We start from the raw sequence: 14,573 nt of genomic DNA on the forward strand, positions 1-14,573 counted from the left end.
AGTAATAGAAAAATAATTAAATTACAATATTTTTAAATATTTTTTTTATAATAATATTTAAAAATATAACATTTTAATATTATTATAAATTAACAAATTTAAACATTAAATCAAGCTTTAATTTTAAACCCTGTGTATTGTATAGTTTTATTTTATCAATTTTTAAAGCTATAGGAAGATTTTCTAAATTTTGTATAAAATTGAGCAAGTCTTTAAAGTTGCCATTTAAACTTAGAGAAACATAATTATAGTGGATAAAATTTTTGTTTTCTTGGGAAAATTTTATTTCATTAATGGTTAAATTTTTGGATAAATTATTGATTTTTTTATTGAAAAAATCTTTATCATAAGAAAATAAATGCAATTTTTCTTTATAGTATTTTAATTTTTCTTCCTCTGTTTTTATCTGTTTTGTTAGCTTTGTTTCTATTTCTTTAAGATGTGAATTTTCTATTTTTGCTTCATTTAATGCAAGGTAATTATGTTCTACTAATGTTTTTTGAAAAATATCTTCCAAAAAGTGATCGTGAATTTTAAAAGCTAAAAACAAAGCACAAAGACAGATAAAAGAAATAAAAAGAAATTTTTCCCTAGGATTTAAATTCTGCAAAAATACTTCTATTTTATTCATGTATGACTTCTAATATGATATTCAATGTTTCTTCATTTTTATCAAGAATTTTAAAAGCAGAATTTAGATTTTCTAATGCTCTTTTAAAGTGGTTTTCATCGATAAAAGAAAGAATGATTTTTGTTTGTTTAAATTCAAGATTTGTGATTTTAAGTTCATTGGAGTTAAGCCATGATATGATTTGATTTAGAATGATTGCTTTATTTTTGTCTAAATTGATTTCTTTTGTTATGGTGGATAAAATATGAAATTGTTGTTGTGTAGATGATATTTTATTAGAAAGAGTAAAGTTTAAATCTTGTATGTTTGTTAATAATTTTTGCTTATCTTGTTTTAGTTTAGAAATTTCTTCTTGTATGATAAAATTTTTATTTTGAATTTCCTTATTTTGTTTGTATTCTATAAAATCTTTAAATAATAAAATCATCATACTAAGACTAAAGCTAAAAATAAATATTAATATAATTTTAAAAGAAATAGATATTTTTATTTTATTATGCTTGATAAAATTACAATTTTGATCTAGATTTTTTATACTATATGAACTTAATTTCAATAAACTATTTTTATCAAGAATATCATTTAGATTTAAACATTTTATTTGAGATGAGAAGTAATGTTTGATTGTATCCAAATCCTGATAAAGTAGCAATTTGCTTTCATAGTGTTTTAAAAGTTCTATAAATCGATTTTGTTTAAAAAATAAATCCATATTACTTGGGTTGAAATTTTCGATTTTTTTAAGATTGATAAATTTTCCCTCTTGGTAAAAATATAAATATAAAGTTTGATCATATAAATTTAAAACACAATAATCACTTTCCTCAATAAATCTTTCATCAAACAAAGCTTGAAAAATTAAAGGCTCAGGAAAGCAAAAACGACTTTTTTTCAATTTGTAAACAGGCGCTAAAAAACAATGATAAATTTCATTATGTTTAAAAAAAGCTATTTGGTAGTCAAAGGGTTTGCTTAGCTTAAAATCTGCAGTTAAATTGTTAAAAAGTTCATCTTCTTTGGATATTCCTGTTCTTTGAGCATAAAGCAAATCTGTAGATTTTATAAAATTTATTTTATTTAATGAATTAATTTTCATCATTTAAAAGTTTTTTTAAAAATTCTTCATCTTTTTGCCAGTTTTTTTTCACTGTTACGAAAAGCTTTAAAAGTACTTTTTTTTGTGCAAGTTTTGAAATTTTAAAGCGTGCATCTTTGCCTATTCTTTTTAAAGTTGCCCCTTCTTTTCCTATAAGCATACCCTTGTGAGAGTTTGTATCTGTGATGATATTGGCTTCTAGGATTAAAAGATTAGGCGTGTCTTTGGTGCGATTGATAAGCACTTCGCTACTATAGGGAAGCTCATCGCTTAAATTTTCATAAATACTTTCAAGTATGAAATCTCTATAAAGTTCTTTTTCGCTACTCGCACTTAAAAATTCAGGATCATAAAAATATTCATGTTCGTCAAGATATTTTACTATCTCATCTAACAAGCCTTTTTTATAGCTTTTTTTCTTAGAAGAATAAGGAATGATAGCTTTAAAATGTTGGCTAAATTTTGCATATTCGCTAAGTTTTTTTAAAAGTGTAGCATTGTCGGTTAAATCTACTTTATTTAAAGCGATGATATGTGGTACTTGTGGGTTTAGACTAAGAAAATTTTCATAGTCTTTTGTACTATCAAAAACACTCGCCACAAATAAAATCACATCACAATCCCCTATAGATTTAATAGCACTTTGGACAAGCAGTTGATTAAGCGTAGCACCGCTTTCGTGAAGTCCTGGGGTATCGATGAAAATGATTTGATTTTTTTCATGCATCACTATGGCTTTGATTTTACGTCTTGTGGCGTTTTGTTTGTGAGAAACTAGGGCGATTTTTTCTTCTAATAAGGAATTGATTAAAGTACTTTTTCCTGCATTAGTACGCCCTATGATACTAACAAAGCCACTTTTCACAAAATATACCTTGCAAGATCTTTATTTTCTATGATATCTCCGAGTTTTTCTTCTACCATTTTTTTATCCACTACGAATTTTTTACCTGCATACTCATCAGCTTCAAAGCTTAAATCTTCAAGTAATTTTTCTATCACAGTATGCAAGCGTCTAGCACCTATATCTTGCATTTCTTCATTGGCTCTTGAAGCTATTTTTGCTATTTCTTTAATGGCTTCATCATCAAATTCAAGTTCTAAATTTTCAGTTTTTAAAAGCTGAGAGTATTGTTTTAAAAGTGAATTTTTAGGGCGTGTTAAAATTTCATAAAGAGCTTTGTCATCAAGACTATCTAATTCCACTCTTAAAGGAAAGCGTCCCTGAAGTTCAGGGATAAGATCACTTGGTTTGCTAAGATGAAAAGCCCCTGCAGCGATAAAAAGAATATGATCGGTTTTTAAAGTACCTATTTTTGTTTGTACATTTGATCCCTCGACTATAGGAAGTAAGTCTCTTTGCACCCCTTCTTTACTTGGATCTTGGCGGTTTGAATTCCCGCTTGAAACAGCGATTTTATCGATTTCATCAATAAAAATAATACCTTCATTTTCCGCTCTTTTTAAGGCTTCGCTTTTGATACTTTCTTGATCTAGGATTTTTTCTCCTGCTTCGTTTTTTAAAGCATTTTTAGCGTCTTTGATTTTCATTTCTTTTTTGACTTTTTTACTGCCAACGCCTATAACCTTAACTATATCTTGCATTGCACCCATTTCAGGAGGTAGGTTAGGATTGGTATCAAACATATTTTGTGAAATTTCTATCTCTATGGTGCTTTCATCAAGATCGCCATTTCTTAGTTTAGTTCTCATTTTTTCAAGACTGTTTTTATATTCTTCTTGTTTTTCATCGCTGATACCCTTTGGTAAAGGTGGTAAAAGTTTTTCTAAAATTTTATTTTCTATAAATTCATCGATTTTATCTTTGTTTTTTTCTCTTTGCTCATTTTTTACCAAATTTAAAGCTGCATTGGCAAGATCTCTTACCATGCTTTCCACATCACGACCTACAAAACCTACTTCAGTATATTTACTCGCTTCGATTTTGATGAAAGGAAAGCCCATCATTTTAGCTAAACGCCTAGCGATTTCTGTTTTTCCCACACCTGTAGAACCTATCATTAAGATATTTTTAGGCACGATATCATCTTGCAACTCAGGGCTAAGTTGCATTCTGCGGTAGCGATTTCTTAAAGCTATAGCTATGATTTTTTTAGCTTTTTTTTGTCCTATAACATAATCATCTAAAAATTTAACAATTTCTTTTGGAGTTAGATTCATTTCTCATCCTCGATTACATAAGTTTTGATATTGGTATTAGTATAAATGCAAATTTCACCTGCGATTTGAAGGCTTGATTTTACAAGTTCTTCTTCATCTAAATTGGCATGTTTTGCTAAGGCTCTAGCAGCTGAAAGTGCATAGTTTCCACCACTTCCTATAGCTGCGATTTGCCCATCTTCAGGTTCGACCACATCGCCTGTACCAGAAAGTAGAAAAATGTGATTTCTATCAAGTACAAGCATCATGGCTTCAAGTTTTCTTAGGTATTTGTCTTTTCTCCATTCTTTAGAAAAGTCAATCGCTGCTTTTAAAAGATCGCCTTTAGAACTTTGAAGGAGATTTTCAAACATATCAAAAAGATTAAAAGCATCAGCTGTTGATCCTGCAAAACCTGCTAAAACTTTTCCATTATTAAGTTTTCTAATCTTTACAGCATTGCCTTTTAGCACCGTATTTCCAAAGCTTACTTGTCCATCTCCGCCGATTACGGATTTATTTTTACCTTTGTAAGCTAAAATCGTTGTTGCGTGAAACATTATTCTGCCTTTATATTTATGTTAAATTTAGCATGGATTGCGTGTCCAAGTTTTACGCTTACTTCGTGGATTCCTAAGCTTTTTAAGGTGTCGCATTCTAAGCTTTTTTTATCGATTTCTATATGGCTTTGTTCTTTTAGGGCGTGAGCGATTTCATCTTTGGTTACGCCACCAAACAAACTTCCATTTGCACCTACGGGTTTTGAAATTTCAAGAGTGATTTTGCCAAGTTCTTCTTTGAGTTTTTCTAAATTTGCGATTTCAAAGCGTAAATTTTCAGCCTCTTTTTTCTTGTCGCTTTCGTATTTTCTTAAAACTTCATTAGTAGCTGCTTTAGCAAAGCCTTTAGCGATTAAGAAATTTTGTCCGTAGCCGTCTTTTACTTCTTTTACTTCTCCTGCTTTTCCAAGTGCTTTTACATCTTTGATTAATAATACTTTCATTTTATTCCTTTATTAAAATTTTCTTCCATTTTTTCCTGCAATGATAAAACGCAAAGCATTAAGCTTAATAAAGCCTGCTGCGTCTTTTTGATTATACACTTCATCTTCTTCAAAAGTACAATAAGCTGCGTTAAACAAGCTATCATTTGCACTTTCGCGTCCTATAACCATCACATTGCCTTTATAAAGCTCGAGTTTTACTCTACCATTGGCATGAATTTGAGACTCATCGATTAAGGCTTGAAGCATCATTCTTTCAGGCGAGAACCAATAGCCATTATAAATTAAACTTGCGTATTTTGGCATGAGTTCATCTTTTAAGTGTGCTGCTTCTTTATCAAGCGTGATGCTTTCAAGAGCTCTGTGTGCTTTTAAAAGTATAGTACCGCCTGGAGTTTCGTAACAACCACGACTTTTCATTCCTATATAGCGATTTTCTACTATATCAAGGCGTCCTATACCATGTTTGCAGCCTAGTTCGTTAAGTTTGGTTAAAAGTCCTGCAGGACTTAGTTTTTCTCCATTTATCGCTACTAAATCTCCTTTTTGGAAATCAAGTTCTATAATTTCACTTTCATTTGGAGCGTCTTTTGGGCTTTTACTCCATCTCCACATATCTTCTTGGGGTGCGTGTGCAGGATCTTCTAAAACAAGTCCTTCATAAGAAATATGAAGTAAATTTGCGTCCATAGAATAAGGAGATTTTCCTTTTTTCTTAGAAATATCAATACCGTGTTTTTGTGCATAAGCAAGGAGTTTTTCGCGACTGTTTAAATCCCACTCACGCCATGGAGCGATGATTTTTAAATCGGGATTAAAAGCAAGATAACTAAGTTCAAAACGCACTTGATCATTTCCTTTGCCTGTGGCACCATGACTTACCGCATCAGCACCTGTTTGCAGGGCAATTTGTGCTTGAGTTTTTGCTATAAGTGGTCTTGCTATACTTGTTCCTAAAAGATATTCTCCTTCATAAATCGCATTGGCTCTAAACATAGGAAATACATAATCTTTAACAAATTCATCTCTTAAATCTTTAATGAAAATATTTTCTTCTTTTATACCTAAAGAAAGGGCTTTTTTTCTTGCAGGTTCGAGTTCTTCGCCTTGACCAATATCTGCTGTAAAAGTTACAACTTCACAATTATACTCATCTTGAAGCCATTTTAAAATGATGCTCGTATCAAGCCCCCCAGAATACGCTAAAACTACTTTTTTTACTTCATTTTTCATAAGATATCCTTTGCTAAAATAGATTTGAAAATTGTAAAATTGTATCCAAATTTCATTAAAGAAAAGTTTTTACTTGCTATTTTCTTAAAAAATAAAGCAAAGGCGTAAGCAAATTTTGTTCCAAAAATTGATTTTTTTTGCTAAAATTGCTTTTATGAGAGTAGATAAATTTTTAAATGTAGTTAATATCACGAAAAGAAGAGCTATTTCTGAAGATATGTGTAAAAGTGGCATAGTGGGGATTAATGGCGTTATTGTTAAAGCGAGTAAAGAGATTAAGGTGGGTGATATTATCACTTTACATTTTATTGAATACACTCAAAAATATAAAGTCCTAGCTATACCTAGCACGAAAAGCATTCCTAAAAATGCACAAAATGAATATGTGGTAAAATTATGAAAGAATTTATTTTAGCAAAAGATGAGATCAAAACGATGCTTCAAATAATGCCTAAAGAAGGTGTTGTTTTGCTTCAAGGAGATTTGGCTAGCGGAAAAACAAGCTTGGTGCAAGCTTGGGTTAAATTTCTTGGTCTTGATGCAAGGGTAGATTCTCCAACTTTTTCCACTATGCAAAAATATGAAAATCATGATATTTGCATTTATCATTATGATATTTATCAAGAAGGTTTAGAAGGACTTTTAGCGAATGGTTTATTTGAAAATTTTTTTGAAAAAGGTTTACATTTGGTTGAATGGGGCGGTGAAAATTTGAAAAAAACTTTAATGAAATTTGGAATTTCTACTATCCAGATTAAAATTAGCATTAAAGATAATAAAAGAAAGTATGAAATTTATGAGTAAATTAGAAATTGTAAATTTAGAAAAAATTATTAAAAAAACTAAGATTATACATGGAATTTCTTTAGAGGTTAATAGCGGAGAAGTTGTAGGACTTTTAGGGCCAAATGGCGCAGGAAAAACAACAACTTTTTATATGATATGTGGACTTATTTCTCCAAGTAGTGGAAAAGTTCTTTTAGATGGTTTGGATGTAACAAAAGATCCTTTAAACAAAAGAGCTAGATCAGGGATAGGTTATCTACCTCAAGAAAGTAGTATTTTTAAGGATTTAAGTGTAGAAGATAACCTGCTTTTAGCGGCTCAGATTTTTTATAAAGATAAAAAAATTTTACATGATAAAGTTGAGCAAATGCTTGAACTTTTAAGTATAGAACCTATTCGTTTAAGGAAAGGTTTAAGTTTAAGTGGAGGTGAAAGAAGGCGTTGCGAGATCGCTAGAAGCTTGATGTGCGAACCTAAGTTTTTGCTTCTTGATGAGCCTTTTGCAGGTGTTGATCCTATAGCAGTGGCTGAAATTCAAACTTTAATTAAAGAGCTTAAAAGATTAGGGATTGGGGTTTTAATTACTGATCATAATGTGCGTGAGACTTTGGCTATTTGTGATAGAGCTTATGTTATAAGATCAGGTTCTTTACTTGCTAGTGGGAATGCTGATGAAATTGCAACCAATAAAGACGTGAAAAAGTATTATTTAGGAGCGGAGTTTAAACTCCTTGATTGATGTTAAAGCAAAAAATCACTCAAGCACCCAAGACTAAAATTTCTCAAACTTTACGCTCTTGGTTGCCGATTTTACAAGCAAACATAGAGGATTTAAAAGAAAATTTAGATAAATTTGCTGAGGATAATCCTTTCTTAAATGTTCAAGATTCGATACAAACTCATGATAAGGGTAAGAATTATTTTGATTCATTTTATAAACATAATGTAAATTCGGCTTTTGTGGATAGTAAAGGACTTGCCAAAAAAAGTGTTTATGAGCTTTTAAAAGAACAGATTCTTCCTCCTTTGTTTCCTACAAACAAATCTCAAGAACTTGCAAAAAAAATTATAGAATGCTTAAATGAGGAAGGATATTTTGAATACGATGAAGAATTTTTAAAAGAGTATTCCTTAGAAGAAATTGAGCGAGTAAGAACAAGATTTAAATTTTTAGATCCTGTAGGAGTGGGAGCTAAAGATTATAAAGAAGCATTTTTATTTGCTCTTGAAAATATGGAATTAGATGAAGATATTGATGAATTTTGTAGAATGTTGATTATGGATTTTGAAAATATACAAAACTATACCAAAGAGCCTTTATATAAAGAAGCATTAGCTGTACTTAAGCGTTTTAGCACTCCTCCTTTTTTGGAATATTTTGAAGATTCTCGTATAATTGTTCCTGATATTTTTGTTTATAAAGAAAATGGTGAAATTAAAGTAAAAATCAATGATGATTATTATCCTGAAATTTCAATCCAAACTGATGGTTTAGAGCATGATTTTTTAAGTCATTACATCAAAGAAGCAAAAAATTTAGTCGATGCTCTAGCGATGAGAAAAGCTACTCTTTATAAAATAGGGCTTATGATAGTAGAATATCAATATGATTTTTTCATGGGAAAAGAGATAAAACCTATGACTTTTAAGGATTTAGCACTTGATTTAGAACGTAATGCTTCGACTATATCAAGAGCTGTGGCAAATAAATATTTAAGTTGTGAAAGAGGACTTATTCCCTTGCGTGATTTTTTTGCTTTTGCTCTTGATGAAGAGGGAGAGACTTCAAATGTAGGTGTTAAAGAATTTGTGGCAAATTTAGTAAAGAATGAAGATCGCAATAAACCTTTAAGCGATAGTAAAATTTTAGAATTAATCAAAGAAGAATTTAAGGTCGATATCGGACGAAGAACTATTACAAAATATCGCAAACATCTTAATATAGCAAGCTCTACAGATAGAAAAAAAATATATGAACTTGAAGGATAAAATTCTATACAATCTGTCAAACCCATTACGCTTGTGTTTTATATTTAAATTTAATTTAAATAATTTAAAAAATTGTTATTTTTATTTTTATAAATATTATTCTTTAATTTAAAAATGTGATACAATAATAACTGTTTTTAAATATCAATTTTCAAAGGAGTTAAAATGGATTTTTTAACAAGCCTTACCGAGGGAGGGCAATTTGCAGTCCAAATCATTATCGTTTTAATTTGTCTTTTTTACGGTGCAAAAAAAGGCGGTATAGCGCTTGGTTTGCTTGGTGGTATAGGTATTTTAATGCTTGTATTTGCTTTTCATATAAAGCCTGGAAAACCAGCCATAGATGTTATGCTTACAATTTTAGCGGTGGTGGTTGCGAGTGCAACTTTGCAAGCGAGTGGTGGTTTAGATGTTATGCTTCAAATAGCAGAAAGAATTTTAAGACGCAATCCTAAGTTTTTAACAATACTAGCACCTTTTGTAACCTGCTTTTTGACTATACTTTGTGGAACAGGGCATGTGGTTTATACTATTATGCCTATTATTTATGATATAGCGATTAAAAACGGTATTCGTCCTGAGCGTCCAATGGCAGCAGCTTCTATATCATCACAAATGGGTATTATTGCATCTCCTGTATCTGTGGCTGTTGTGAGTTTGACTGCTTTGCTTTTAAATGCTAATCATAAATTAGCAGGTTTTGATGGTTATATTAATCTTCTTCAAATTACCATACCTAGTACATTATTTGGTGTGTTGTGTATAGGAATTTTTTCTTGGTTTAGAGGAAAAGATTTGGATAAAGATGAAGTATTTCAAGAAAAACTTAAAGATCCTGAATTTAAAAAATATGTTTATGGGGATTCTAAAACACTTTTAGGTGTTAAACTTCCAAAAAGCAATTGGGTTGCAATGTGGATTTTCTTAGGAGCTATTGCTTTAGTGGCTTTATTGGGTGTATTTGATTTTTTGCGTCCAAACTGGGGACAAGTTGTAAAAAATGGCATTCCTCAAGTAGATGCTTTAGGTAACCCTAAAATGGATGTTTTATCCATGGTTTCAGTTATTCAGATGTTTATGCTTTTAGCAGGTTCTTTGATTATCATCTTTACTAAAACAGATGCAAAGAAAATCGGCTCTAATGAAATTTTTAAATCAGGTATGATAGCGCTTGTTGCGGTTTTTGGAATTTCTTGGATGGCTGATACTATGTTTGCAGTTCACACTCCTATGATGAAAGCAGCACTTGGAGATATAGTAAAAGAGCATCCTTGGACTTATGCTGTAATGCTTCTTTTAATTTCAAAATTTGTAAACTCTCAAGCAGCAGCTATTTCGGCTTTTGTTCCTTTGGCTTTAGGAATTGGTGTTGAACCTGGTGTAATTGTTGCCTTTGCGGCTGCTTGTTATGGGTATTATATTTTACCAACCTATCCAAGCGATTTAGCTACTATACAATTTGATAGATCAGGTACTACTCACATTGGTAAATTTGTTATCAATCATAGTTTTATTTTACCAGGTCTTATAGGTGTAATCACTTCTTGTATAGCAGGATATTTTATTGCTATGGCAGCGGGTTATCTTTAACAATTTTTAGCAGGATTTTTCCTGCTAAATTTTTCATTTGTCTTTTTATTTAATATAGATAAAAATTATAAATAAATCATAAAATTAGTATTAATCAAAATATAAGCTTAACAAGGATAGAATAAATCCTATTTTGAATCGATGAGAAAGGGCTATCCTATGGATGTTATCTTTGCTTTGCTTCTGTTTTTAGCTTTTGGTAGTTTATGGTTTTTTATCCGTTTTTGTGAAATTCAAACTAGGACACGCGGATGATATTTTTACTAGTTTTAAGCTTAATACTTGCTCTTTATTTATTTTATGCTCTATTATATCCTGAAAAATTTTAAAGGAAAAATATGCTAGAAATTTTAATAACACTGATTATAGCTTTTATATTAGCTTTAATTTTTGGAAATTATCTTTATAAAATTGCAAGCTGTAAAAAAACTATTTTTGATTTTATTTTTAATCCAATTGATAACTTAATTTATAAAATTTGTGCAATTGATAGAAAAAATATGACTTGGCAAAAATATTCTTTGCATTTAATTGCTTTTAATGCCTTAGTGGCTATTTTTTCTTTCGTAATTTTTTATTTACAAGATAAACTTTTTTTAAATCCCAATTCGATAAATTCTATGAAAGGGGATTTGAATTTAAATACTGTAATTAGTTTTATTACAAATACAAACCTTCAGCATTATAGTGGAGAGAGTGCTTTAAGTTTGCTTTCGCAAAATACAGGCATTTTACTTGCTATGTTTGTTTCAAGTGCAAGTGGATATTCTGCTTGTATGGCTTTTTGTCGTGCTTTATGTGGCATGCAAATGGGAAATTTTTATGAAGATTTTACGCGTATTATTACGCGTTTGATGTTGCCTTTAAGTTTTATTTTGGCTGTAATTTTTATCTCTGAAGGCGTAGTGCAAAACTATCACGCAAATTTTAGCGTGCTTACTTTAGAAAATAAATTTCAAAGTATTGCCACAGGTCCTGTTGCAGCTCTTGAGTCTATAAAACATTTAGGGACAAATGGGGGTGGTTTTTTTGGTGCTAATTCAAGTATGCCTTTTGAAAATCCTACTTCACTTACAAATTTTTTACAAATTTTATCCATGATGCTTATTCCTAGCGCCTGTGTTGTAGCTTTTGGATTGATGGTTTATCATAGAAAAGAAAGACAAGGTTTTGCTCTTATGGGAAAAGAAGGGGGAGTTATTTTTGGTGCAATGGGGATTATTTTTATCATTTCTTTGCTTTTAATTTATTTTAGCGAAAAAATGTCAAATCCAAATTTGGATTCTTTGGGTTTAAATGCAAATTTGGGAAATTTAGAAGGTAAAGAAATAAGATTTGGCACAGATGGTTCGAGTTTATTTAGTGCTGTAACTACTGCTTTTACTACAGGAAGCGTCAATAATATGCACGATAGTTTAAATCCTTTAAGCATCAGTGCTACTTTGTTAAATATGATGTTAAATGTAGCTTTTGGTGGCGAAGGAGTAGGGCTTATGAATATGATTATTTATGTGCTTTTAACCGTGTTTATTTGTGCATTAATGATAGGCAGAACTCCAGAATTCTTGGGTAAAAAAATAGAAAGCGCACAAATGAAGCTTATAGCTTTGGTAATTCTTATCCATCCTTTATTAATCCTTGTTTTAAGTGCATTAGCTGTTGTTTTTGCAAAAGATAGTATAAGCAATCCTAGCTTTCATGGCTTGGCTCAAATTTTGTATGAATTTAGTTCTTCGGCAGCAAATAATGGTTCAGGACTTGAAGGTTTAAAAGATGATAATTTATTTTGGAATTTAAGTACAGCTTTTGCTATGTTTTGTGGGCGTTATTTGGTTTTAATAGCTCAGCTTGCTATAGCTGGATCGCTTTTGGCTAAAAATACACAAGAAAATACTGCAAATTCTTTAAAAACGGATAATTTAACTTTTATGTTTGTGCTTGTTTGTATTATATATATTTTTGCTGCACTTACTTTTTTTCCGGTGCTTACTTTATCAAGCATTGCAGAATATTTATCTTTATGGCATTAAGGAGAGTCAATGTCTAAAAAACAAAATAAACTCATTACAAAAGAAATTTTAAATAATGCCATAAAAGGAGCATTTTTAAAATTTGATCCACGCTTTATGGTAAAAAATCCTGTTATGTTTATGGTGGAAGTTGGATTGATTCTTACTTTGATTTTAAGTATTTTTCCTACTTTGTTTAATGGAAATTCTGATGAAAGAATTTATAACATCTTAATCACTTTTATTTTATTTATAACCTTGCTTTTTGCAAATTTTGCAGAAAGTATTGCAGAAGGAAGGGGTAAAGCCCAAGCAGCTACTTTAAGACAAAGCAAAAAGGATTCTAAAGCTAGACGCATAAAAAGTGATGGCAGTGAAGAAATGCTTAATTCTAGCGAGTTAAAAATAGGTGATATAGTTTTAGTTAAAGCAGGTGAACTTATACCTAATGATGGAGAAATTATAGAAGGCGCTGCAAGTGTTGATGAATCAGCTATTACAGGTGAAAGTGCTCCTGTTATGCGTGAAGCGGGCGGTGATTTTTCTTCTGTTACAGGTGGGACTACGGTTTTAACTGATTTTTTAAAGATTAAAATTTTAGTTGGAGCTGGGGAAAGTTTTTTAGATAAAATGATCAATCTTGTAGAAGGTGCTGCGCGTCAAAAAACTCCAAATGAAATTGCTCTTAATACTCTTTTAATTGTTCTTAGTTTGAGTTTTTTGGTGGTGGTTGTAAGTTTATATCCTTTTATGCAATTTTTAGGCGTGAGTTTGCCTATTTCGTGGTTAGTAGCATTGCTTATATGTCTTATTCCTACAACTATAGGGGGGCTTTTATCAGCTATAGGAATAGCAGGTATGGACAGGGTAACGCGTTTTAATGTGATCGCACTTTCAGGCAAGGCTGTTGAAAGTTGTGGTGATGTTGATACTATGATTTTGGATAAAACAGGAACGATTACTTTTGGAAACCGTTTGGCAAATGAATTTTATGAAGTCCAAGGTATAAGTAAAGAAGAAATGATTAAAGCTTGTGTTTTATCCTCTTTAAAAGATGAAACTCCAGAAGGTAAAAGCATAGTTGCATTGGCTCAAAAAATGGATTATGAATTAGAAGGTAATGATATTAAAGAATTTATCGAATTTAGCGCTCAAAATAGAATGAGCGGTGTGGATTTGCAAGATAATACAAAAATTCGTAAAGGTGCTTTTGATGCTATAAGGGCTTATATAAGCGAAATGAATGGAAAAATTCCTAGTGATTTAGAAACTAAGGTAATGGAAATTTCAAATCTTGGTGGCACTCCTTTGGTAGTGTGTAAAAATGAAAAAATTTTAGGAGTAATTTATCTAAAGGATACAGTAAAACCAGGACTTAAAGAGCGCTTTGATGAGCTTAGAAAAATGGGCATAAAAACTTTAATGTGCACCGGAGATAATCCTTTAACAGCAGCTACTATAGCTAAAGAAGCAGGGCTTGATGGATTTATAGCAGAATGCAAGCCTGAAGATAAAATAGAAGCCATTAAAAAAGAACAAGCTCAAGGTAAGATAGTAGCCATGACAGGAGATGGAACCAATGATGCTCCAGCTCTTGCGCAAGCTGATGTAGGTATAGCTATGAACTCAGGAACTCAAGCAGCCAAAGAAGCAGCCAATATGATAGATCTTGATTCTAATCCTACTAAAATTTTAGAAGTAGTTGAAATAGGAAAAGGTTTGCTTATTACTAGAGGCAGTCTTACAACTTTTAGTATGGCAAATGATATTGCTAAGTATTTTGCTATTTTACCTGCTATGTTTAGTGTGGTTTTACCTCAAATGCAAATTTTAAATATTATGCATTTGGCTACCCCGCAAAGCGCTATTTTATCAGCACTTATTTTTAATGCTATTATTATACCTTTGCTCATACCTATTGCTATGCGTGGAGTTAAATTTAAGCCTATGAAAAGTGAGTATTTGCTTTTAAGAAATTTGAGTATTTATGGTTTAGGTGGTATGATAGCACCTTTTATAGGGATAAAAATAATTGATATTCCTACAGCTTGGATACTTAGAATTTTAGGAGTGTGA

General features: G+C 30.9%; 14 protein-coding genes and 1 pseudogene. 8 read left to right on the forward strand and 7 right to left on the reverse strand.

Translation table 11 applies throughout. The annotated features are described in order from the left end of the window. Positions 1–82 precede the first annotated feature (82 nt). The 7 genes from AJ886_RS00565 to AJ886_RS00595 are packed head-to-tail and all read right to left on the reverse strand — an operon-like array spanning position 83 to position 6,123. On the reverse strand, positions 83–631 hold the full coding sequence (locus tag AJ886_RS00565) for a hypothetical protein (RefSeq protein WP_002855032.1): 549 nt from the start codon (positions 629–631) through the stop codon (positions 83–85). After that, positions 624–1,730 carry a hypothetical protein gene (locus AJ886_RS00570; protein ID WP_074468912.1) on the reverse strand — a complete coding sequence of 369 codons (1,107 nt, stop codon included), beginning with the start codon at positions 1,728–1,730 and terminating at the stop codon, positions 624–626. Before AJ886_RS00570 ends, AJ886_RS00565 begins: the two co-directional genes overlap by 8 nt. Next, positions 1,717–2,592: a GTPase Era gene (gene era, locus AJ886_RS00575; RefSeq protein WP_002855233.1), complete on the reverse strand. Its 876-nt coding sequence runs from the start codon at positions 2,590–2,592 to the stop codon at positions 1,717–1,719. Before era ends, AJ886_RS00570 begins: the two co-directional genes overlap by 14 nt. Then, positions 2,589–3,908: an ATP-dependent protease ATPase subunit HslU gene (gene hslU, locus AJ886_RS00580; protein WP_002852226.1), complete on the reverse strand. Its 1,320-nt coding sequence runs from the start codon at positions 3,906–3,908 to the stop codon at positions 2,589–2,591. Before hslU ends, era begins: the two co-directional genes overlap by 4 nt. Next, complete coding sequence (gene hslV / locus AJ886_RS00585; RefSeq protein WP_002776411.1) at positions 3,905–4,447, reverse strand: ATP-dependent protease subunit HslV; 543 nt, start codon at positions 4,445–4,447, stop codon at positions 3,905–3,907. Before hslV ends, hslU begins: the two co-directional genes overlap by 4 nt. Next, complete coding sequence (rplI, locus tag AJ886_RS00590; RefSeq protein ID WP_070210743.1) at positions 4,447–4,890, reverse strand: 50S ribosomal protein L9; 444 nt, start codon at positions 4,888–4,890, stop codon at positions 4,447–4,449. The genes hslV and rplI overlap by 1 nt, the downstream gene beginning before the upstream one ends. Before the next feature lie 12 nt (positions 4,891–4,902). Continuing rightward, positions 4,903–6,123 (reverse strand): argininosuccinate synthase, encoded by a 1,221-nt coding sequence (locus tag AJ886_RS00595; protein ID WP_070278452.1) that lies wholly within the window; start codon positions 6,121–6,123, stop codon positions 4,903–4,905. 154 nt (positions 6,124–6,277) lie between these two features. Here AJ886_RS00595 and AJ886_RS00600 point away from each other — a divergent pair, with 154 nt between their 5' ends. From AJ886_RS00600 to kdpB, 8 genes and pseudogenes are all read left to right on the forward strand, one after another. After that, entirely contained in the window at positions 6,278–6,523 is a 246-nt protein-coding gene (locus AJ886_RS00600; protein WP_070210754.1) for an RNA-binding S4 domain-containing protein, read from the forward strand. Next, positions 6,520–6,927: a tRNA (adenosine(37)-N6)-threonylcarbamoyltransferase complex ATPase subunit type 1 TsaE gene (tsaE, locus tag AJ886_RS00605; protein ID WP_044778954.1), complete on the forward strand. Its 408-nt coding sequence runs from the start codon at positions 6,520–6,522 to the stop codon at positions 6,925–6,927. The genes AJ886_RS00600 and tsaE overlap by 4 nt, the downstream gene beginning before the upstream one ends. Continuing rightward, complete coding sequence (lptB, locus tag AJ886_RS00610) at positions 6,920–7,648, forward strand: LPS export ABC transporter ATP-binding protein (RefSeq protein ID WP_002855252.1); 729 nt, start codon at positions 6,920–6,922, stop codon at positions 7,646–7,648. The genes tsaE and lptB overlap by 8 nt, the downstream gene beginning before the upstream one ends. Then, complete coding sequence (locus AJ886_RS00615; protein WP_044778953.1) at positions 7,648–8,898, forward strand: RNA polymerase factor sigma-54; 1,251 nt, start codon at positions 7,648–7,650, stop codon at positions 8,896–8,898. The genes lptB and AJ886_RS00615 overlap by 1 nt, the downstream gene beginning before the upstream one ends. A 165-nt stretch (positions 8,899–9,063) precedes the next feature. Beyond that, complete coding sequence (locus tag AJ886_RS00620; RefSeq protein WP_004305519.1) at positions 9,064–10,488, forward strand: anaerobic C4-dicarboxylate transporter; 1,425 nt, start codon at positions 9,064–9,066, stop codon at positions 10,486–10,488. Positions 10,489–10,629: 141 nt separating this feature from the next. Continuing rightward, positions 10,630–10,817: pseudogene (gene kdpF / locus AJ886_RS10135) on the forward strand (K(+)-transporting ATPase subunit F). Positions 10,818–10,826: 9 nt separating this feature from the next. Then, positions 10,827–12,518 carry a potassium-transporting ATPase subunit KdpA gene (kdpA, locus tag AJ886_RS00625; protein WP_070210739.1) on the forward strand — a complete coding sequence of 564 codons (1,692 nt, stop codon included), beginning with the start codon at positions 10,827–10,829 and terminating at the stop codon, positions 12,516–12,518. A gap of 9 nt (positions 12,519–12,527) precedes the next feature. Next, positions 12,528–14,573 carry a potassium-transporting ATPase subunit KdpB gene (kdpB, locus tag AJ886_RS00630; RefSeq protein ID WP_070278450.1) on the forward strand — a complete coding sequence of 682 codons (2,046 nt, stop codon included), beginning with the start codon at positions 12,528–12,530 and terminating at the stop codon, positions 14,571–14,573.

The sequence above is a fragment of the Campylobacter sp. BCW_6465 genome (genome assembly GCF_001762815.1).
GTDB lineage: Bacteria > Campylobacterota > Campylobacteria > Campylobacterales > Campylobacteraceae > Campylobacter_D > Campylobacter_D jejuni.